The 22,376-nt window shown below is 35.0% G+C and carries 19 protein-coding genes; 10 read left to right on the top strand and 9 right to left on the bottom strand.

What is annotated here, in order from left to right; all coding sequences use genetic code 11:
* Positions 1-113 precede the first annotated feature (113 nt).
* The 6 genes from AC4AGG_RS09395 to AC4AGG_RS09420 form a co-directional block, all read right to left on the bottom strand.
* Positions 114-1,553 (bottom strand): glycoside hydrolase family 30 protein, encoded by a 1,440-nt coding sequence (locus AC4AGG_RS09395; RefSeq protein WP_489771733.1) that lies wholly within the window; start codon positions 1,551-1,553, stop codon positions 114-116.
* 200 nt (positions 1,554-1,753) lie between these two features.
* Positions 1,754-2,575 carry a glycoside hydrolase family 16 protein gene (locus AC4AGG_RS09400; protein ID WP_489771734.1) on the bottom strand — a complete coding sequence of 274 codons (822 nt, stop codon included), beginning with the start codon at positions 2,573-2,575 and terminating at the stop codon, positions 1,754-1,756.
* Between the two features lie 7 nt (positions 2,576-2,582).
* The gene (locus AC4AGG_RS09405) at positions 2,583-4,811 is read right to left on the bottom strand and encodes a glycoside hydrolase family 3 N-terminal domain-containing protein (RefSeq protein ID WP_489771735.1); all 2,229 of its coding nucleotides are present in this window, start codon (positions 4,809-4,811) and stop codon (positions 2,583-2,585) included.
* Between the two features lie 153 nt (positions 4,812-4,964).
* On the bottom strand, positions 4,965-6,407 hold the full coding sequence (locus tag AC4AGG_RS09410) for a glycoside hydrolase family 30 protein (RefSeq protein ID WP_489771736.1): 1,443 nt from the start codon (positions 6,405-6,407) through the stop codon (positions 4,965-4,967).
* Entirely contained in the window at positions 6,407-7,867 is a 1,461-nt protein-coding gene (locus AC4AGG_RS09415; RefSeq protein ID WP_489771737.1) for a RagB/SusD family nutrient uptake outer membrane protein, read from the bottom strand. Before AC4AGG_RS09415 ends, AC4AGG_RS09410 begins: the two co-directional genes overlap by 1 nt.
* A gap of 20 nt (positions 7,868-7,887) precedes the next feature.
* A complete protein-coding gene (locus AC4AGG_RS09420; RefSeq protein WP_489771738.1) occupies positions 7,888-10,671 on the bottom strand; it encodes a SusC/RagA family TonB-linked outer membrane protein in 2,784 nt (927 codons plus the stop codon).
* 192 nt (positions 10,672-10,863) lie between these two features.
* On the opposite strand from AC4AGG_RS09420, the gene AC4AGG_RS09425 reads away from it, so the two are divergent.
* The 5 genes from AC4AGG_RS09425 to AC4AGG_RS09445 all read left to right on the top strand — a co-directional run bounded on the left by AC4AGG_RS09425 (position 10,864) and on the right by AC4AGG_RS09445 (position 14,910).
* Entirely contained in the window at positions 10,864-12,069 is a 1,206-nt protein-coding gene (locus AC4AGG_RS09425) for an MFS transporter (RefSeq protein ID WP_489771739.1), read from the top strand.
* On the top strand, positions 12,066-12,806 hold the full coding sequence (locus AC4AGG_RS09430) for an NUDIX hydrolase (protein WP_489771740.1): 741 nt from the start codon (positions 12,066-12,068) through the stop codon (positions 12,804-12,806). Before AC4AGG_RS09425 ends, AC4AGG_RS09430 begins: the two co-directional genes overlap by 4 nt.
* Before the next feature lie 93 nt (positions 12,807-12,899).
* On the top strand, positions 12,900-13,232 hold the full coding sequence (locus AC4AGG_RS09435) for a HopJ type III effector protein (protein ID WP_489771741.1): 333 nt from the start codon (positions 12,900-12,902) through the stop codon (positions 13,230-13,232).
* Positions 13,233-13,272: 40 nt separating this feature from the next.
* Complete coding sequence (locus AC4AGG_RS09440; protein ID WP_489771742.1) at positions 13,273-13,878, top strand: HD domain-containing protein; 606 nt, start codon at positions 13,273-13,275, stop codon at positions 13,876-13,878.
* A 9-nt stretch (positions 13,879-13,887) separates the two neighbouring features.
* Positions 13,888-14,910, top strand: a complete 1,023-nt coding sequence (locus AC4AGG_RS09445; protein WP_489771743.1) for a helix-turn-helix transcriptional regulator — start codon at positions 13,888-13,890, stop codon at positions 14,908-14,910.
* Positions 14,911-14,970: 60 nt separating this feature from the next.
* Here AC4AGG_RS09445 and AC4AGG_RS09450 read toward each other — a convergent pair whose 3' ends face one another.
* Positions 14,971-15,390 (bottom strand): hypothetical protein, encoded by a 420-nt coding sequence (locus AC4AGG_RS09450; RefSeq protein ID WP_489771744.1) that lies wholly within the window; start codon positions 15,388-15,390, stop codon positions 14,971-14,973.
* A 458-nt stretch (positions 15,391-15,848) separates the two neighbouring features.
* Between AC4AGG_RS09450 and AC4AGG_RS09455 the strand changes: the two genes are divergently transcribed.
* Positions 15,849-16,493, top strand: coding sequence for an alpha/beta hydrolase (locus tag AC4AGG_RS09455; protein WP_489771745.1), 645 nt, complete (start codon positions 15,849-15,851; stop codon positions 16,491-16,493).
* Here AC4AGG_RS09455 and AC4AGG_RS09460 read toward each other — a convergent pair.
* Positions 16,485-16,940, bottom strand: a complete 456-nt coding sequence (locus AC4AGG_RS09460) for an Lrp/AsnC family transcriptional regulator (protein ID WP_489771751.1) — start codon at positions 16,938-16,940, stop codon at positions 16,485-16,487. The genes AC4AGG_RS09455 and AC4AGG_RS09460 overlap by 9 nt on opposite strands.
* A 161-nt stretch (positions 16,941-17,101) precedes the next feature.
* Between AC4AGG_RS09460 and AC4AGG_RS09465 the strand changes: the two genes are divergently transcribed.
* The gene (locus AC4AGG_RS09465; RefSeq protein WP_489771746.1) at positions 17,102-18,304 is read left to right on the top strand and encodes an aminotransferase class I/II-fold pyridoxal phosphate-dependent enzyme; all 1,203 of its coding nucleotides are present in this window, start codon (positions 17,102-17,104) and stop codon (positions 18,302-18,304) included.
* Between the two features lie 106 nt (positions 18,305-18,410).
* Positions 18,411-19,559 (top strand): alpha/beta hydrolase-fold protein, encoded by a 1,149-nt coding sequence (locus AC4AGG_RS09470; protein WP_489771747.1) that lies wholly within the window; start codon positions 18,411-18,413, stop codon positions 19,557-19,559.
* A gap of 42 nt (positions 19,560-19,601) precedes the next feature.
* On the opposite strand, the gene purE is transcribed toward AC4AGG_RS09470, so the two are convergent.
* Entirely contained in the window at positions 19,602-20,105 is a 504-nt protein-coding gene (gene purE, locus AC4AGG_RS09475; RefSeq protein WP_489771748.1) for a 5-(carboxyamino)imidazole ribonucleotide mutase, read from the bottom strand.
* A gap of 67 nt (positions 20,106-20,172) precedes the next feature.
* Here purE and AC4AGG_RS09480 point away from each other — a divergent pair, with 67 nt between their 5' ends.
* Both AC4AGG_RS09480 and AC4AGG_RS09485 read left to right on the top strand, forming a co-directional pair.
* Positions 20,173-21,456, top strand: a complete 1,284-nt coding sequence (locus tag AC4AGG_RS09480) for an MFS transporter (protein ID WP_489771749.1) — start codon at positions 20,173-20,175, stop codon at positions 21,454-21,456.
* Positions 21,393-22,361: a DMT family transporter gene (locus tag AC4AGG_RS09485; RefSeq protein WP_489771750.1), complete on the top strand. Its 969-nt coding sequence runs from the start codon at positions 21,393-21,395 to the stop codon at positions 22,359-22,361. Before AC4AGG_RS09480 ends, AC4AGG_RS09485 begins: the two co-directional genes overlap by 64 nt.
* Positions 22,362-22,376 lie beyond the last annotated feature (15 nt).

The following is a 22,376-nucleotide window of genomic DNA, read 5'->3' on the forward strand; positions in this document are numbered from 1 at the left end:
ACAAATAAACGGATATTCATAATATTTTTGAAAAAATTTAATTTTAAAAAAAAGGTTTATGAAATTACTCATAAACCTTCTAACTTTAAAATATTGAAAAACTTGCTACAAGACTATAACAGTACAGTTTGTATCGAATGCGCAGGAACCGAAAGCTTTGCAGCTTGACCTTCGATCCATAAATACGTGTCGAAGTCTTTATCGGTTTCGTTCATAATTACAGTAACCAATTCACCATTTTCATTTATGAAAGCTGTTGAAGTCAAACCTGCTCTGTTAGAAGAATTCCCCACTCTTTGAGCTCCTGGTTTGATGTATTTTGAAACTTGTCCTACATAATAGTATTCGTAAGTGTAATGAACTTCACCTGTCTTGGTATCGGCAATAATAGGCGCAAAACAGAAATTTTCAACATGATTTGGACCACCTGTTTCATCTAATAAAACGTTCCAATCTGTCCAAAGTGCCGTTCCTTTGTTAAAGTCATTTAGAATATTTCGTCCATATAATTCGCCTAACGAAACATCGTAAATTCCATCCAAATTGAATTGTTCTTTGCAACCTTCTGTGAACGCTAAAAACTTGTCAGGGAAAGCTCTTTGAGTTTCTTCAAGATTATCAAATAATTGGGATTTGTTATTCCATGTTTCGTACCAATGATAACCAATTCCACTTGCGTATTTGGATGTTTCTGGATCTTGCAACGTTGTGGTTGCTCTTTGGTAAATCAAATCACGATTATGGTCCCAAATGATGACTTTTTTATCTTTAAAACCGTTTTTCCATAACGTTGGTCCTAGATTATTCCTTAAAAAATCACCTTCTTCATCTGCCGTATAAATACAAGATTCCCATTTTTGAGTGGCCATCGGTTCATTTTGAATACTCATTCCCCAAACATTGATTCCTCGCTTTTGATATTCATTGATGAATTTCACATAGTAATCTGCCCAAGTTTGATAATATTGATTTTCCAAGCGACCGCCTTTCAACATATTTTTGTTTGATTTCATCCAAGCTGGAGGACTCCAAGGCGAAAAATAAAAGGTAAAGTCCTTCCCTATTAATTTTTGGGCTTCCTTAATCATAGGAATTTTGAACTTTTCATCGTGCGCAACAGAAAATGACTTCAAAGAAGTGTCATTCTCTTGAACATAGGTGTAAGAATCACTTGAGAAGTCGCAGGAATTCATATTGGTTCTGACTACCGTGTAACCCAAACCGTTCTTTCCGTAATAGGCTTCCAAAATTTCTTTTTGCTTTTCTTTCGGCATTTTATACAAGGTTTCTGCGGAAGCATCCGTGATTGCACCGCCAATTCCTATTAGCTTTTGATATTTGAAATCAGGATCAACAAAAATGCATGCGTCGGTTTCCTTCGGTTGAGGAAATTTTTCAAACTGCACTTGTCCTTTATCTGCTAATTTTTCCTTTGTAGCTGAATTTGTCAAGATAACTCTTGCCGTTTTTTTGGAATTATTTTTCCAAAAATTTTGGGCATTTACACTTGGTAAAATCCCCAAGAGAAAAACGGTTGCAACAACTTTTTTCATAACTATTACTTTTTACTTTCTTAAATTTTATTTCGATTAGTCGTGAAACAACTTTCTTATTTAAATTTTGGCTAAAGCCATTTGATTCTATTTTTATTAAAATGGGCTAAAGCCCAATCCTATAGAATTTATTAGCAACTATTTTCTTAGTTTTCCTTTTCAGCATTCCCTCATTCTCACTATTCACTATTGACTCCCAATCACTGATAAACCCTCACATAATCCACAAAATATTTCTGTGGAAAAATACTATCATCAATTCCTTTTTCGCCACCCCAAAATCCACCAACAGCGAGATTAAGAATGAGAAAGAAAGGTTGATCAAAAGGCCAAGCGTCGTATGTTTTCTCAGTATTGACATAAGTGTAGTATTTTTCATCATCCACATAAACATCAATTTTTTCGGGACTCCAATCCATTTTGTAGACATGAAATTTTTCGGTCACATCTTTTACAATGATGGTATCGGTTTTCTGTGTTCCTTCTACCCAATTATATTTTTTGGTATGCGCTGTTGCGTGAATAAATCCCTCACGAAAACCCACATGTTCCATAATGTCGAGTTCGCCGTCATTTGGCCATTCTTTCATATTTTCGCTCATCATCCATATTGCAGGCCAAGTTCCACGACCTTTTGGCAATTTTGCTCGGACTTCGATTGTTCCGTATTTCCAAGAATGTTTTCCTCTTGTGAGTAATCTTGCCGAAGTATATTTGTTTTTTTGCCAATCTTCCTTTCGGGCTTCGATGACCAAATTTCCACCTTCTACTCTAGCATTTTCTAATCTATTTTTGGTATAAAATTGAGCTTCTTGATTTCCGTAACCATCACCTCCAACATCATAATTCCATTTGGTTGAGTCAGGCAAACCATTGTAGTTGAACTCTTCATTCCAAACCAATTCCTTTCCGTATTTCTTTGCAGGAACCGAATGACAAGACATCACAAAACCAACAACCAAAGCCATAAAACCAATAGTTGTACAAAAACGATACTTGAAAATTTGAGATTTTAAATTCATTTCAAAATTATTTTTTCCAATAGATTTTCTTGGTTTGCACGTCATTTGAGTTGGTTCCGACCATGATTTCAAACTCTCCTTCTTCCCAATCGTAGTTCAGTTCATCATCGTAGAATTTCAAACTTTCAAGCGTGATTTTGAAACCCACGGTTTTACTTTCTCCTTTCTTCAAGGCTATTTTCTGAAAGCCTTTCAATTCTTTTACAGGTCTTACCACTTTTCCGACCAAATCTCGAATATAAAGTTGAACCACTTCTTCACCGTCGTAATTACCTGTATTTGAAATAGTAACCTCAATATTTAATACTTGATTTCCAACTAAATTTTCTGAATTTAATTTAAAATCAGAATACTTGAAATCGGTATAACTCAAACCATATCCAAAAGGAAATTTCGGGTCATTATCCAAATCGATATAGGCAGAAACATAGTTTCGCTCAGTAGATTTTGAAGCAGGTCTTCCTGTGTTGTAATAATTGTAATAAATCGGAATTTGTCCTTCAGTTCTTGGAAACGACATCGTCAATTTTCCTCCCGGATTTACCGTTCCGAAAAGAACATCTGCGATAGAATTTCCGGCTTCTGTTCCCAACCACCACGTGTAAAGAATGGTCGAAATATTGTCTGCAGACCAATCAAAAACAAGTGGTCGTCCTGCATTAACCATCAAAATAATCGGTTTCCCGGTCTTCGCAACTTCTTTTAATAAATCTTCCTGAACTCCCGAAAAATGAATATTAGAACGGCTTTTCGCTTCTCCACTCATCGCATGACCTTCACCTAAAGTCATAATCACAACATCAGCTTTTTTTGCTGTTTCAACTGCTTCTGCAAACATCGATTTGTCTTGGTCATCGACATTACAACCTTTTGCATAAAGTAAAGTCGAATTCTTGTCCAACTGATTTTTTATTCCTTCAAACTGACTGATAATTCGCTCACTATCATCTTTGAAAGGAACCGACCAAAAACCATGATTTGCCACCGTCTCTTTTCCGAAAGGCCCAATCAATGCGATTGTTTTTGTCGTTCTTGATAAAGGAAGAAGTTTGTTTTGATTTTTCAATAAAACGATACTTTTTGAACCAAATTCTCTTCCGAATTTTCGATGTTCGAGATTGTTGGTTTGCTGTTTTTGTCGTTCTTCATTACAAAATTTGAAAGGGTCATCAAACAAACCTAATTCAAATTTTTTGGTTAAAATTCGGCGAACAGCATCGTCAACAAATTTGACATCAACCTTGCCTTCTTTTACCAATTGAGGAAGAAATTCCATATAACCTCGACTTTCCATATCCATATCACTTCCTGCCAAAATTCCCTTCATAGAAGCATCTTTCAAATCTTTTGCATAACCGTGATATACCATTTCTCCAAGGCTTCCCCAATCTGAAACGACAAATCCTTTGAAGTTCCATTTTCCTTTTAAAATTTCTCTTTGAATGTATTTGTTACCTGTCGCAGGAATTCCGTTGATGTCATTAAACGAGTTCATAAACGTTGCAACACCCGATTCCGCAGCGGCTTTAAAAGGCGGTAAATACACTTCGTGAAGCTGTCTCAAACTCATATCGACCGAATTATAATCACGACCTCCAACTGCAGCTCCGTAAGCTGCGAAATGTTTTGCACAAGCCATGATTGCATCAATATTTCCTAAACCTTTTCCTTGAAAACCTCGTACTCGAGCTGAACTAATCATGCTTCCCAAATACGTATCTTCGCCACTTCCTTCCATCACTCTTCCCCATCTCGGATCACGTGCAATATCGACCATTGGTGCAAAAGTCCAATGAATACCAAAAGCGGCGGCTTCAGTTGCGGCAATTCGTTCCGATTTTTCAATCATCGCCAAATCCCAACTTGCAGCTTGTCCCAAATTAATAGGAAACGTCGTCCGAAATCCGTGAATAACATCTTGTCCAAAAAGTAATGGAATTTTCAATCTCGATTTCAAGGCATGTTCTTGAAGCATTCTCGTTTGTGCAACGGAACGAACATTGAGAATTGAACCTAATTTTCCTTGTTGAATTAAGGCAACCTTATCTTCATCGCCTTTTGCAAGAATAGGACCTGTCAAATCTTCCCAATCCGAATTAAGTTGAGAAAGCTGTCCTGCCTTTTCTTCCAATGTCATTTTTGCCAACAACTCATCAACTTTTTGAGGAATTGTTTTTTGAGCAAATCCGAAGAAGAAAATATAGAATAAGGAAAAAAAGGTTAAACGTTTTTTCATTTTAAATTTTAAAAAAATCAAGAAATCGCAATCGATGTGTTTCAATGATTTTATTTTTTTGAGTTTTAAATTTTGATTAAAGCCAATGAAGATTTATCTTTTTTGAAAACGGGCTAAAGCCCTCTCCTTTTGATTTAATTAATCTGTTTAAACTTAAAAAATATAGGTTGCTGCAGATTTCGCAGGAATGGTCACTGCAACCGCATTGTTCTTATATTTAACATTAAAATTCTCAGCAGTATCGCTGTCATTGTGAACCACTAAAACTTTCTTTCCAGAAGGTGTCAAAAATGCAACTGTAGAAAGTTTATCGGTTTGTGTCGAAGCTATTCTCACTGAGTTTTGCGGAACAAATTTCGAAACTTGACCAATGATATAATACGAAACATTTCTCGTGAAATCTTCAGAAGAATTGACTGTAATTGCACCTTTACATTCGGTACAACCACCGGGAGTATGAGGTTCGAAAGTTGGACTGTTTGCCAAATTCCATTCGAGGGCAATTTTGCTCCAATTTCTCATCGAACCAATGACCACATTTTTCATATGCCAATTGAAGTCGCCATTAAAAGCATCTTTAGCACCTGTCCATTGCTCAGTGAAGTACAAATTTTTGTCAGGATGAGCGTTGTAAACGGTGCTTAATGCGGAAATATCGCCTTCATACAAATGAAATGCGGAACCATCAATGTATTTTTTTGCTTCAGGGTCGCTCAGAATGTTGATTGCATATTCAGGTTTGTTGCAATTGTGGTCGTAGACAACAATTTTGGTTTTAATTCCATTATTTTTAAACGTTGGACCTAAATGATTTTTAATAAAATCTTTTTGCTGGTCAGAACTCATGTACAAACTTGGATTATTCCCGGGATGAAGTGGCTCATTTTGAGGGGTAATCGCATCGATAGTAATTCCCTCTTCTTTCATACCTTGAATATATTTCACAAAATAATTGGCATAAACACTGTAATATTCAGGTTTCAAACTTCCTCCAATGGACTTTCCATTATCCTTCATCCAAACTGGAGGTGACCAAGGCGCAGCGATGATTTTAATCTTAGGATTAATCGCCAAAATCTCTTTTAGCATCGAAATCAATTGAGAATCTCTCGCCAAAGAGAAGTACTCTAAATTGGTATCGGTCGTCCCAGCTGGAATATCGTCGTAGGAAAAAACTTCTGCATCAAGATCAGAAGCACCGATACTTAACCTCAAATAACTTACAGAAATAGCATTATTATCAACTCCGAAAATTTCATTCAATAAAGCTTTTCTCTTAACTGGATTCAGTTTATTTAGTTCCTGAACACTACCACCTGTTAAAGTAAATCCAAAACCATCAATGGTCTGAAATTTTTGAGAATCATCAACTTCAATCATTGTCGAATTTGCGATTGCAAAACCAAATTTTATTGAATTTTGTTTTTGAATTTTTGCAGTTTCATCTCCTTTTGTAAGCCAAACTTCTATGTTTTTTGCAGATGAATCAGATGAATCATCAACAACAGTACCACAGGAAAAAATTGAAAAAATTGTTGCACTAAGAAGTGCAACAATTCTTAAGGTTTGATATGAATGTAAATAATTTCTAAACATTAATAACCTGGATTTTGGGTAAGGTTAGGGTTCTTATCAATCTGTGCTTGAGGTATTGGCCATAATAATCTGTTCTGGTTAATGCTTCCCGCATAAGGGAGAATCGTGGTGCTGCCATCTTTCTGCTGAGAAAGTACTTCAACTGACTTACCTGTTCTTTTAAGATCAAACCAACGATGGCCTTCGAAAGCAAGTTCCATTTTTCTTTCTTTTAGAATTTTGTTGATTGCATCATCTTGCGAAGCAAATGTAACACTTCCTAAACCAACTCTAGCTCTTACTTGGTTTACCAATGTCGCTGCTCCCGAAAGGTCCCCTGTTTTAGCAAGTGCTTCAGCCTTCATTAATAGAATATCAGCAAGTCTAAAAAGATAAAAGTTCTGTTTGCCATCAGTCAATCTTTGCTTGTAAGCAAATGGATATCCTGTTGATGACCAATAAGTGTCTGACCAACTAACTGCTGATGTAGAAAACCAAACCGAAGTAGCTAATCTTTGTGTATCGCCTTCATCGGTATATGTTTTGACAAGATCATTGGAAGGAGTCATAAATTTTTTCCAATCTGTCCCATAAAACATAAAAGTGCCCCAAGCTCCTACTGTACTTCCCCAACCTTCACCGTTAACTTCCCATATCGATTCATTGTTACCTTCATGAAGATTATCAAACAAATATTCGAAAGACGAAAGTAGTGTATATCCCTCGGCAATTACTTGATTACAATATTGTAGCGATTTGGCGTAATCTGGACTTGGCTTTGTCGCATAAGCTTTTGCAAGTAAAGCAAGAACTGCTCCTTTGTTAACTTTATATTTATTAGGACTTGCTGGCGCGATCGAAATAATCGATTCAAGATCACTAATAATAAAGTCATAAACTTCAGAAGCAGGTTTCCTTGAAGGATATAACTGAGGATAAGCTTCATTAAAATTGTCAGAATTTACAGAAATATATGCTTTGGTGACTATAGGATAATCTCCCCAAAGTTGAGTCCCGTGGAAGTTTGCCAATGCACGCACAGTTTTAGCTTCTGCTAAAATCTCTGCTTTTCTGGTCGCTGTAAGATCAGTTGCTTGATCAATGTAGGTAATAAGAACATTACACTTATAAATGATGTTTGCTAAATAATTCCAATCCCTATTAACATTAGTATTAGTTGAAAGTATACGATACTCATCTTGTTGAAAGTTCTGAACATTATCGGCGCCCGAATATGCCACATCAGTTTGCGCATCTCCATTAAAGAAATAATCTAATTGAAAATACTCTCCTCCAAATTCTGAATAAATTGATTTAATTCGAGACTCTGCAGCGGCAGCGTTCGCAATTACCGTCCCATCATCTACTACAACTTGGTCAGTTAATGGTTCTGTATCCAAATATCTATTACATGAAGTAAGGGCAAAGCTGGTTAAAGATAAAGCCAATGCTCCTATTAAAATTTTATTGTTGGTTTTCATTATATTCATCGTTTAAAGAATTAAAAGCTGGCTTTTAAGCCGAAAATAAATGTTCTTACTTGAGGATAAGTTCCATAATCAACACCAGAAACTCCGTTTGCTGTTGTATAATTAACCTCAGGATCAAATCCAGTATAGTCTGTCCATGTAACCAAATTCTGTCCAGTTACATACAGGTTAATATTACTAACTCCTTTAAAGGATTTTTTTATGTTATAACCTAATGTCACAGCTTTTAACTTAACAAATGAGCCATCCTCAACAAAACGGTCGGAGATATGTAAAGCGGTAGAAGTACCTGCCTTTGGAATATTGGTTATTGTATTAGTTGGTGTCCAGCGATCAAGTACCACCGTTGATTGGTTTTTGAAATCACTCATTAATTCTAAATCAAGTCTTGAAGCATTAAAAACATCATTACCTTGAGAACCTGTAAATAAAACGTCCAGGTATAAGTTCTTAAATTTAAAATTATTAGTAAATCCAAACGTAAAATTAGGATTAGGGTTTCCAATAGTAGTTCTATCTCCTGGATCAAAGTAACCATTCCCATTAAGATCCTTATATAGCAACTCCCCATTAGTTGGATTAACTTGATCTACAACATAACCATAGAAAGCTCCAACAGGCTGACCTGTTTCAATCCTAACAGCTGACTCTCCAACTGTTTCAAAACTTGCAGCATCAAAATATTGCTGATAATTGAGGCTTGTAACTTCGTTTTTATAAAATGAGATATTTAAATTAGTATCCCAAGAAAAACTATCCGATTTAACATTTTTTGTAGTAAGGTTATATTCCATACCCTTATTCTCAATAGAACCACCATTATATCGATATTCTTTTCCTGAACCCATACCTGGAAATACCAAATACATTAACAAATCTTTGGTATCTCTTTTATAAAAATCAGCAGTAAGCTTAATTCTATTATTAATAAATCCAAAGTCTAAACCGAAGTTGACATCATCGGTAGTCTCCCATGTTAAGTTTTCGTTCTTAACTTGGATTGGACTCCAAACTCCAGATCCCAAATAACTCTCTCTTTGTAAATCTACATAAGAATAAGGTGGAATTCCTGAGATATTTCCTGTTCTTCCCCAACCTCCTCTTAACTTCAACTCAGAAAACGTTTTACTGTCTTTCATAAAGTCCTCACCAGAAACCAACCAAGAGGCAGAAACACCTGGGAAATAACCCCATTTATTATTTTCTGCAAGAGGAGAAGCTCCTGACGCCCTCATAACTCCCATTATTGTATACTTATTTTTGAAAGTATAAACTGCTCTTCCATAAAACGAAACATATCTTGTATGGTCTTTGTATAGACTTTCAGTCTTAATTTTTGCAAGTTCGTAGTTAAATTCTGTTACTCCCGAATCAAAGTCTTCACCATCAAAATCATCTCTAGTATACCTTTGTTCTTGAAGTGAAGTTCCTGCCAGCAATGCAAGATCATGAGCCTCTCTTTTAAAGGAATAATTCAAAGTATTATCTAGGATGTAGTTAGACGAATTGATATTTCTTTTGGAACCAATACCTTTTTTTTGTCTACCATAATTTGTTTGGTAGCCGTCTTGAAAGACTATTTGATTGGAGTCAGTTACATCGTACATGATACTAGGTTTCCATGTGAGACCTTTCGTTATCTTAACATCTAACCCCAAATTACTCATGAATCTCTGTTTTTCGGTATCATCGGTGGAGGATTGATAAGCAACCGGATTTTCCCATGATGATTGAAATGGATTGGGAGTAAACTGGCCAGGATTGTATCCCGCTTTAATACTTCCATCAGCATTATAAACTGCTGTATCACCAGAAATAAAATTAATTTGATTACCATAAATTGGTAAAAATCTTGGCGTAACCAATGAAGACAATACAACTCCACCTCTTGCGGTACTTAAGTTGTCAGAAGTATTAGCTAATTGTGTATTATAATAGTTAAAAGACGAAGTTAGTTTAAGCCATGAAGCCAAATCCACATCCATATTTAACTTGACAGATACTCTTTTGAAATCAGAAGGACTTATGATTCCTTTGATACCTTGATATCCAATGGAGGTATAAGCTCTTAGACTTTCATTCCCAAAAGAATAACCAACATTATAATTCTGATCAATACCAGTTTGATAGATTTCCTCTTGCCAATCAGTATTGATACCACTATATCGCGGATTATTTGCTGTATTATAATTAGAAGTACTAATCTCCTGTAGTAAAGACTTATACTGATCAAGACTAAGAACATCTAGCTTCTTCGAAACATTGGAAACACCGACATATGCATTAAATGATAGTTGACTCTTATTAAACTTACCCCGTTTTGTCGTAATAATCACAACACCACTACTACCATTAACACCATAAATTGCCGCCGTCGTCGCATCCTTCAAAATTGTCATCTCAACAATATCATCAGGGTTAATCCCCGAAATATCATAAGTCTGTATTCCATCAACAACATATAAAGGCGATGTACTCGAATTAACAGAGATATTTCCTCTAATCTTGATTTCTAATGTGGACCCTGGTTTTCCAGATGGTTGCACAACAGTTACCCCCGCTGCATTCCCTTGTAATCCTTGTCCAACATTGTAAATTGGTCTGTTATCAAAAGCATCTGACTTAACAGTTGATACCGCACTTGTAAGCTGTTGTTTTTTTACTCCTCCATAGCCTATCAAAACCACCTCATCAATCTTCTTTTCTTTTAAGGTGTCTTTCTCTTGCGCTTGGAACTGTGCAGTGAAATATAACGCTGCGACTAGACATAAATGTTTAGATAAATTTCTGTTCATATATAAATAGTTTTTATATTCTCATTTGGAGACAATAAAGATAATCGTTTAATTAACATATGCAAAAAAAATTGCAAACTATGATATAATCCCCATATTTATAGTATTTTTACGAACTATTATAGTGAATAAAATATCGAAAATTAAACATTTGTTTAATTAAAATTAAACCAAAATCTAACGTAAACAATATTGAACTCAAAAAATAGTAATCACGTAGTTAAAATTTGTCTTTTCCTAAGCTTCATCGTTTTCTCTATGCTATTAAATTCGATGAGTATCGTAATTTTAAAATATTCGGAAGCTAAGTCGCAATCTTATACGGGACTAGGTTCATTAGAATTTTTCAAGGATTTGCCAATTGCATTGGTCTCCATTTTCTTTGCCCAACACCTCAATAGATACCCCGCAACAAAATCACTATCAATCAGCCTACTAATTGTTGCATTATGCTGTTTTAGTATTCCTTTTTTACCGCACTTTTGGTTTGTCAAAATTTGGTTTATACTTATTGGAATAGCCTTTTCTATAGGCAAAATCTGCGTTTTCTCAATTATTAAAAGTATCACTACCGATGAAAAATCTTTTGCTTCTCTGATGAGCAGCACTGAGGCTTCCTTTATGCTTGGAATATTCTTAATTAATATGGAGTTCGCTCTTATTTTCAACAGCTCTTTCAGCGATTCCTGGAATTATGGATTCTGGATCATTGGTCTATTTGCGATTATTGGTTCTATTTTACTTTTCCTAAATCCCTTAGTGCAAACAGAACAAAAACAAAATGTAGAAACAATCAATATTAAAGAAGACAAAGTCCAAATCAAAAGCATGCTGGGCGTTTTCGCCATTATTTTTTTAATTGTTTTCGCTGAGCAAATTTTCAATTCTTGGCTTCCAACTTATTTCTCAAGCCAACTGAAGGTAAGTTCTTTTTTTGCCTTACAGGCTTCAGCTTTTATGGCATTATTTTCATTTTTGGGAAGAATCATTGCTGGATATCGTTTAAAAAGAACTTCGCCGACCAAATATTTTGTAACGCGTTGTGTTCTAAGCATTATTTTCTTAATACTAGGATTTTCGTATATCAAATTGTTTCCTGGAAACGCACTTGCATTGGTCGTTATTTTCCCAGTCTTTGGAGTATTGATTTCACCACTGTATCCAGTTATCAATTCGGTTTTCATAACCAATAGAGCCAACAGTTCAGTAGTCACTTTAGCCTCTTATATCATAATTTTTTCATCTTTAGGAAGTTCATTTGGTTCTCTATCCACCTCTTTTCTTTTTCAAAAAAATTTAGGAGATAAGTACCTTCTATTTGCAACAATTCCCCTAATTTTGGCATTATTTTTTATGATTATACTTTTAAAAGGTAGTAAAGAAAAACAAACGGTATGAAACCAGATGATTCCAAGAACAAACTGTCCCTACAAGAGCTTATTGAAACCAAAAATTTCATCAATCAGCTCTCGGTAGATTGTGTGATTTTTGGCTTCCATAATAATACACTGAAAGTCTTACTTCTAAAATATCATGAACTTGACTTGTGGTCAGTTCCTGGTGGATTTATTTTTGATGATGAAGATTTGGATGACGCAGCCAATCGAATCCTTTTTGAAAGAACCCATCTTGAAGAGGTGTATCTTGAACAGTTTTTCACTTTTGGAAGTAAAAAAAGAACTGAAAACAACCCTCACCAAGAGCTCTTAAAAAATAAAGGAATTACTATTGATAAAAACCACTGGATTTATAAAAGATTTGTTACTGTTGGATATTATGCATTAATAGATTATACTCTTTCTCATACATTTCCAGATTCCTTCAATGAAGTCTGCGAGTGGTTTGATGTTCACCAACTTCCCAAAATGGCATTTGACCATGAAGAAATAATACAAAAAGGGCTAGAACATCTTAAAAAAAATCTCGATTATAAAATTGTTGGAAGTAATCTGTTACCCGAAAAATTCACCATGAAAGACCTTCAACTTTTGTACGAAACTATTATGGGAGAACAATACAGAAGAAATAATTTCCAAAGAAAAATCCTAAGTCTTAATATGTTGGAGCGCCTCGAAAAACATTATACTGGCACCCAAAACAAAGCTCCTTACCTATACCGATTTCTTAAAAAATAGACATTCAATATGTCATTCAGCATCGAAGTCTTCTGCGCATTACCTGTGCGTAATTCGTCATTTTTAAATACTTTTGAAAAAATTTAATTTAAAATGATTTTAGTACAACTAAAGAACGCTCCGGAAACCATCGATTTCAAAGAAGTCATAGCTTATATTGACGAAAATTATGACTTTACACCTACCAAATTCACGAATGGAAATACTGTGAATGAAGCCAATCAGAATAACGGTTCTTGCAAAGTTTTCAGTTTTGCAAAATTGAATAACCTATCAAAAGAAGAAACCTTATTATTATTTGGAGATTTTTACAGAACTGATGTCTTAGGAAATCCTGAAGCTGAAGACCACCAAAATATCCGCAATTTTATGGCGTTCGGTTGGGATGGAATTTCTTTTGAGGGAGAAGCTTTGGTTAAAAAATAGAATATTGATTGGTTAATTTTAAATTTTTACAAAATCAAATATGAATTTGAAATTTCACTTTGAAGAGCTTTTGCAAAATCTCAATTTCACCGAAATTGAATTAGAAAAGCTCTGGAAGCAATTGGATAAAGCCTATTCGTCAAAATCAAGACATTATCACAATTGGACACATATTGAGGATATGATGCAAAATTGTTTTCAATATCAAAGTGAAATTCAAAGCTTTCAAGAAATGCAGTTGGCTATTTTTTATCATGATGCGATCTACAAAGTGAGCAGAAAAGATAATGAGGAAAAAAGTGCGGAATTGGCGGTTGAAATTTTTAAAAATACTTCAATAGATACCAAAATTTTGAATGAAATGATTTTGGCGACTAAACATCACAACGCTTTGACTTCAGATGAAAAATGGCTGGTTGATTTTGATTTGGCGGTTTTAGGAAGAAGTTGGAACGAATACCAATCTTACTTTAAAAACATCAGAAAAGAATATAAAATTTATCCCAATCTTTTATATAAACCTGGACGAAAAAAGGTTCTACAACACTTCCTCGAAAAGGATAGGATTTATCTTACCGAAGAATTCTACAATCGCTATGAAAAATCTGCAAGAACAAACTTAGAAAAGGAAATTAATCTATTATAACTCCGAAAAATGTCATCCAATAAAAACGCACTCATCCGATACAAAACCATTGATAATTGTCTACGAAATAGACGAAAATTTTGGACTTTGGAGGATTTAATGGAAGCTTGTTCCGATGCTTTGTACGAATATGAAGGGAAATATGATTTGGTCAGCAAAAGAACCATTCAGTTGGATATTCAGAATATGCGGAGCGAAAAATTGGGTTATGAAGCGCCTATTGAAGTTTATCAAAGGAAATATTACCGCTATTCCGACGAAAACTACAGCATTCGAAATATTCCTGTAAACGATAACGATATCAAAGTCATGAATTATGCGATTCAGCTTTTGAAACAGTTCAAAGATTTTTCGGTGTTTAAGGAAATGAATGGCGTGCTTCAGAAATTGGAAGATTCGGTTTTTTCGACACAGAAAAAAGCAATTATTCATTTGGATAAAAATGAACGATTAAAAGGTTTAGAATATATTGATGACCTGTATCAAGCAATTGCCAACAAAAAGGTTCTGAGAATCCAATACAAATCATTTAAGGCAAGAACTGCACAAGATTATGTAGTACATCCACAATTGTTGAAAGAGTACAATAATCGTTGGTTTCTTTTGACATGGCACAAAAATAAAATGTGGAATCTCGCTCTTGACCGTATTGAAAAAGTCGAAACAACAAACGACACCTATGTCGATAAAAACATTAATGGCGACGATTTTTATCAAGATGTTATCGGCGTTACCGTCGCTGAAAATTCGAGGCCACAAACAGTTATTTTTAAAGTAGATTCAGAAAATTCACCTTATGTGAGGACCAAACCTTTTCATCATTCACAAGAAATTATGAGTAAAGAAAACGGTGAGGTAACCTTTAAAATTAAAGTTCAATTAAATTTCGAATTAGAACGTATGATTCTTGGTTTCGGCGAGAGTTTGACGGTTTTAGCACCAAAAAAGCTAAAAGATAGGATTGAAAAGAAAATCTCAAGAGCTTTGAAGAACTATCATACTACCAATAGAGAAAACAGTCCTAACGAGTAAAAACCAAAAAAAGCCGAATCTACGGATTCGGCTTTATATTATTTCTAGACTTTCAGAAACTTATTGTTCTAAAAAGTTAACAGAAGTTTTTGCTAAAAGATTTCCATATCCAGAAGCGGTATCCACTGCCTTCATTTCACCATCAACAAAAATCTTCACAATGATTTTAGAATCTGTATCAACTCCAAAACCCGTAGAAGCAACATGCAAAGCTCCTACTGAAGTGTTGACAATCTGTGCTGGTGTTGTCCAAGTGGTAGTTGTTACTGTAAAATCCGTGGATTGCTTAACCCCAACTTGAGTTACCGCTGAACTAATCGTTGCGTTTTCAAGAGCTTGGACTGAGAAATACACCGTTACATCCTTATAAGGGTCTTCCTCGTCATCCTTTTTACAATTTGTAGAAATAGTCAGCAATGACAAAGTCGCGATAAGAAAAAATGAGGGCTTAAAAAATTTCTTAAAGTAGTTTTTATCCATGGAATCTTTGATTTTTACAAACCAAATATAGTTCTTTTTTTTGAAAAATAATTCTCAACCATTAAATTTTTGAAATTTTAATTTTTCAATTCTTGATTTCTTCCAAAAGAAAAGCCCATAATTATCACAATCAAAAAAACGACTTCCGTCCGAAAATGAGCTACAAAAAGAACTTCGCTTAACAAAAAACACACCAAAAATTCGATACAAATTATTTAAAGTAAATTTTATTTAAAATCTATAAATAATTACTAATCATATGTTAAAACAGTTTTTAATTAAATCTATACTTTAGTTATATAAAATTTCTGTAATCTTGACCAAGGGAAACGGCAAGATAGCCTTTTAAATTGATAATTACATCATCAATCTTCCGCATAAAAATCTTCAACAATCCATCTAAATCGACCCAACAGAAAAATACTTTCTCTACATTTGCACCATCAAATTAAATTGAAATGGAATTAAAATACCTCGTAAGAGAACCTCAACATATCACTCCTAAAACCCCAATTATTTTCATGCTTCATGGTTACGGAAGTAATGAAGAAGATTTGTTTTCCTTCACTCCCACCCTTCCTGAAGATTGGATTGTGGTAAGCTTCCGCGCACCAAGAGAACTTCAGTTTGGGGGTTACTCTTGGTTTGACCTCGATTTCATGAACGAAAAAAGTGCAATTAATGTTGAACAAGCAAAAGAATCTTTGGACATGATTTTGAGAAGCATCTTAGAAATCTCCAATCATTACGGACTTGCAGACAACGAAACCCATTTATGTGGCTTCAGTCAAGGTGGTATGCTTTCTTACGCATTAGCACTTCGAGTACCCGAATTATTTACTAGAGTCGCGTGTTTAAGCTGCTATCCAGAACCTCGACTTCTCACTCAAATTGCGGACAAAAAAGAATTGAAACATCTAAAATTCTTTATTTCCCACGGAACCGAAGATGTGGTCATCCCACTAGAATGGGGAAGAAAAGCTGCAGATTTGTTATACGATCTTAGTTGCTTCTTCACGTTTCGTGAGTACATGAATGGACATGGTGTCAATCAAAAAAACTACATGGATTTGATGGATTTTTTCCACGGAAAATTATTCTAAAACCACAGTCGTCGTATTTTTAACCTCTTTAATGGTGAAGGAACTTTGGGTGCTTGCTATGTGTTGCAAGTTGGTGAGTTTGGTTACCATAAATTCTCGATAATCTTGGATATCTTCAACGCAGATTTTCAGAATATAATCATAATCTCCACTCACATGGAAGCACTCTAAAACCTCCGAAAACTTGCAGATTTCCTTTTCGAATTGGGTAATGTACTCTTTCTTGTGTTGAATTAGTTTAACATGACAAAGCACAATGAAATTACGATGAACTTTTTCCTTGTCAATCAGGGCAACATACTTTTGGATGACTTCATTTTTTTCCAACTTTTTGATTCGTTCAAAAACGGCAGTCACCGACAAATCGAGTTGACTCGCTAACTCTTTGGTGGTTTTTTTTGAATTTTCTTGAAGCAAAAAAAGCAGTTTTTTATCTTTTTCGTCCATCATTACCGAAATATTTTTGGATTAAATTAAATTGAGAATCACAATATAGATTCTAATTCTACTACTGAATTCAAATATAGTTATATTTTCTAAATATTTCACCAAATATTGTTTTTGATTTTATAAATAAGCAATTTGAGCCTAGCTTAAACTTATAATAAATGGAACAATTCAACGCAGCCAATAACATTCAGGATTTGCAATACTTTGGAGAATTTGGTGGAGTTAATCCTTCGATCTCTGACTCTTCAACCTATACATTTCTTTCGGCAAAAACCATGTTTGACACTTTTGAAGGCAATACCGATGGTTGCTACCTTTACTCACGTCATTCATCACCAAGTAATCTGTATCTTGCACAAGCTTTAGCTCAATTAGAAGGCACAGAGAGTGCCAATGTTACTGCTTCGGGAATGGGCGCCATTACTTCTGTTTTGTTGCAACTTTGCAAAAGCGGAAACCACATTGTATCTAGCAGAACGATTTACGGCGGAACTTATGCCTTTATGAAGAACTTCTTACCTGGTTTAAGGATTAATACCACTTTCGTTGACATTACCAATTTGGAAGCGGTGGAAAACTCCATCACTCCAGATACAAAAGTAATTTTCTGCGAAACGGTGAGTAATCCATTATTAGAAATTGCTGACATCAAAGGTCTTGCTGAAATCGCCAAAAAGCACAATTTGAAATTAGTTGTCGATAATACCTTCTCTCCCCTTTCTGTTTCACCAAAACTTTTGGGTGCAGATGTTGTCGTCCACAGTCTAACGAAATTCATCAATGGAAGTAGTGATTCAGTAGGTGGAGTTTATTGTGGTACTTTGGATTTCATCAATTCAACGAAAGATGTTAATTCTGGTGCATGTATGTTACTAGGACCAACCATGGACAGTCTTCGAGCTGCGAGTATGCTCAAAAATCTAAGAACGCTACATATTAGAATTCAAAAACATAGCGAAAACGCATTATTCCTTGCTCAAAAATTTGAAGAAGATGGACTTATTGTGAAATATCCAGGGCTTCCTTCTCATAAAAATCATGAACTCTACAAATCCATGATGCACAAAGAATATGGATTTGGTGGACTTCTAACTGTCGATGTTAAAACAGTGGAAAAAGCTAACGAATTAATGGAATTAATGCAAAACGAAAATCTAGGTTACCTTGCTGTAAGCTTAGGATTCTACAAAACCCTTTTCACCGCTTCTGGAACTTCCACTTCATCAGAAATCCCAGAAGATGAACAAAAAGAAATGGGACTTTCCCAAGGGCTCATTCGCTTCTCTATCGGTCTGGATCATGATATCCAAAGAACTTACGAGAAAATGAAATGGTGTATGCAACAAACTGGCGTGTTATAAATGTTTGAATAAATTGTTATTTTAACCTTGTCAAAACGATGATTTTGGCAAGGTTTTTTTATGACCAAAATCGAAGGCAAATACATTTTTATCGTAAATTTATCACATGAAAAATCACCTATTTCCCTTCTTTATTTTTCTGATGATGAACTCTTTAATCAACTCACAAATAACCATCAAAGTAACTTCCGTCCCCGAAAGCACACCGAAAAACGCAGAAATATATTTGGCTTCATCCATTAATAATTGGAATCCAAAAGATGAAAATTTCAAACTTCAAAGAAATGAAAACGAGATCTATAGCATCGATATACCTTCGCAACACATTGATAACGATAACACTAACTTAGAATACAAGTTCACCTTAGGAAGTTGGGAAACAGTCGAAGGAGATCAACAAGGAAACCAAATCCCCAACAGAACACTCAATATTACAAATAGCAAATACATTGAAAATCAAATACTTTATTGGCAAAAAATCATTACTAAACAAAATACTGCTTCCAAGAATGTTAAAATATTAAGCGAAAAATTCAACATTCCGCAACTGAAGACAACGAGAAGAATTTGGATTTACCTTCCTCCTGATTATGATAATTCTAAGAAGAAATATCCTGTGATTTATATGGAAGATGCCCAAAATCTCTTTGACGCTGCGCTTTCTTTTTCAGGAGAATGGATGGCGGACGAAACAATGGACCAACTAAATTCCGAGGGAAAAAGAGGTGCTATTATTATCGGAATTGAGAATGGCGGACCAGAAAGGCTTAACGAGTATTCTCCTTGGGAAAACGAGAAATATGGAGGTGGAAAAGGCGATATGTTCGCGGACTTTCTCGCATTGACTTTGAAACCTTATATAGACAAAACGTACCGAACCTTACCTCAACCCAAAAACACATTGATAATTGGAAGTTCTATGGGTGGGCTCATTTCTTTCTACACTGGGATCAAATACCCTGAAAAGTTTGGGAGACTAGGAATATTCAGCCCAAGTTTTTGGTTCCAAAAAAATGAATTGATGGTTTTCATTCGGAAGAATTCAAAAAACCTGAAACATTCTAAGATCTATTTCCTTGCTGGCAGAAAAGAATCGGAAGAAATGGTCGCAGATGTTGAGGAAGTAATTCCCACTTTGATTAAAGAAGGCATGAATCCTAAAAATATCAAAACCAAATTTGATGAAGATGGCACCCACAGCGAATCTTACTGGTCAAGAGAACTTCCTTCTGCTCTTCATTGGTTGATGAACTAAAAAAATCATCTTTCAAAAAGATGATTTTTTCATTATAAGTTCTTATTGGTCAAACGAATTCGGAAATTTTGTTTTAATCTCCTCTACCGAACTCAAGACTTTTTCTTTTAATTGATTTTGATAGATTTCTAATTTCTTAGAAATCGTTTCATCAGAAGCACCGACAATTTTTGCAGCCAAGATTCCAGCGTTGGTAGCTCCATTTAAAGCTACTGTTGCAACAGGAATTCCTGAAGGCATCTGTAAAATCGATAGTACAGAATCCCATCCGTCAATCGAATTACTAGACAAAATAGGTACTCCAATTACTGGGAGCGTTGTACAACTAGCCACCATTCCAGGTAAATGAGCTGCTCCTCCTGCTCCAGCAACGATGACTTTCAGACCTCGTTCTTTAGCTGTTTTCGCATAATCAAACATTCTTTCTGGCGTTCTGTGCGCTGAAACCACCGTCAATTCAAACGGAATATCCAAAGATTGTAAAAAATCTGCAGCTTGCTGCATAATCGCCAAATCACTTTGGCTTCCCATAATTATTCCGACCATTTTGATATTGATTAGATTTTCAAATTTAAAAAAAATAGAAGAATTATCTAGACAAATTCCATTTTGTTTGTCCAAAACCAACGACTTTACTCTACTTTTGCATGACTTTTCTAGAAAAACACCATCTCAATTGATTTTTAATAGAATTTTACATACTTATAAGACTGCTTTCAGTGGACTCAGTAAAGAAAACTGGCTCCTCTCCTTCGTCATGCTTGTCAATCGCATGGGGACGATGGCTGCTGTTTTCATGAGCGTATATGTCACTAATTTTCTTCACAAAAGCATATCAGAAGCAGGAATTGTGATAACACTTTTCGGAATTGGAGCTGTTTTGGGTTCATTAAGTGGCGGATTTTTGATCAAAAAAATTGGATTTCGCAGTACCCAAATTTCTACCAGCATCGTTACTGGAATTCTTTATTTGCTTTTTTCACAGACCAGAGACTTCCATTTAATATGTGTGCTTTCTGTCCTCATTGGATGGATTGGAGAGTCATTTCGTCCAGCCAATTTCACTGCGATTGCGCATTATTCTAAGCCTGAAATGATTACCAAATCCTATTCTCTCAATCGTTTTGCGGTGAATCTAGGTATGGGTTTAGGAACTGGACTTGGTGGAATTATTGCAGCCATCGATTACCAATTGCTTTTCATTGTAGAAGGAATTACGAATATCTTGGTGGGAGTACTTATTTTGTTGCTACTTCCGTCTGTAAACGAATCTTTAAAGAAAATAAAAGAAAAAGCAAAGCAATCCGTAAAACCAAAATCTCCTTGGAAGGATGCACATTACATGAAGTTCATGTTAATTATCCTGTTTTACATTTCATCTTTTTTGGTGGTATTCAAATTTGTTCCAGTATTCTGGAAAGACGAAAAACATATCAATGAGTCCGTGATAGGAATTATACTCGGCTCCAACGGAATCCTTATCGCGATTTTCGAAATGGTCTTAATTCAACATTTACAAAGAAAAAATCGAGACGTCTTCTACATTTATTTAGGAATTATCTTTGCCGCAGCAAGTTTTGCAGCTCTATTAATCCCTGTTTATCCTGTTTTAGTTGCAGCGATTTCAATCATTTTGCTTACCATCAGCGAAATGTTGACCTTACCTTTCATTAATACTTTTGTCGTCAATGCTTCAGATGTAGAAAGTCGAGGTAATTATGCTTCCGTTTATACAATGACTTGGTCTTTATCAGGAATTTTGGCTCCATTTTTTGGTGCTTTTATCGCTGATCATTTGGGATACAATTCACTTTGGGTCATGTTGGTTGCGATATGCCTTATTTGTGCTTTCTTTGTCAAATTAAATTCAAAAAAACCTCAGACTACTTCGTCGTAAGAATCATTAAAGACTACAAACTAATATTATCCATTCTTATCGTTGCCATCGTTTGGGGAACCACCTATTTGGGAATTCGGGTTGCAGTAGAAACAATACCGCCTTGGTTTGTAACGGGCATCAGACAAAGTATCGCTGCAATTTTGGTTTTTATCATTCTACTTTCTAAAAAACAAATGAAATGGATTGGTTGGAAGAATTTTCTTAACCAAATTATACTGTCGACATTGATGCTAATTATCGCCAATGGTTTTACAACGATTGCAGAAAAATATATCACAAGCAGTTTGACCTCTGTGCTTACAGGAACTGCTCCGCTCATGGTTTTTTTAGGCGGAGTACTCTTGAAAATAGAAAAATTCAAATTACAATCCATTTTGGGACTACTTTTGGGATTTAGCGGAATCCTCTTAATTTTCTGGAATGGACTTCAAGATTTGCTTAATCCAGATTATCGTTTTGGGATTATAATTCTTTTCATCGGAATTTTAGGATGGGCGTCAGGAACGCTTTATACAAAAACCATCAGCGTTAATACTGATAATATTTTATTGAATCTATTCTATCAATTTTCGTTTGCAGGACTTGTACAGATGATTCTAGCATTGGTAACAACAGAGAATTATCAATTCGAAAGTTGGACTTGGAGATCGTTTGGAAGCGTTTTGTATTTAGGGATTTTTGGTTCAGTGATAGCCTTTAATGCTTTTCTTTATGCCTTAAAAAAGTTGAATCCATCTCAAGTATCCATGCTTAATTATGTCAACACCGTGATTGCTATAATTTTAGGTCGGTTGATTCTTGACGAAGAAATCACATTGAAATTTGTCGTTGCAGCGTTGTTAATTATTGCGGGTGTTTTTCTAATGAACTACAAAAAGGAAATGTTCAGGCGTGTTAAATAATTAAAATAAAAATTA

The sequence above is a fragment of the Chryseobacterium sp. CG10_8 genome, from assembly GCF_058117085.1.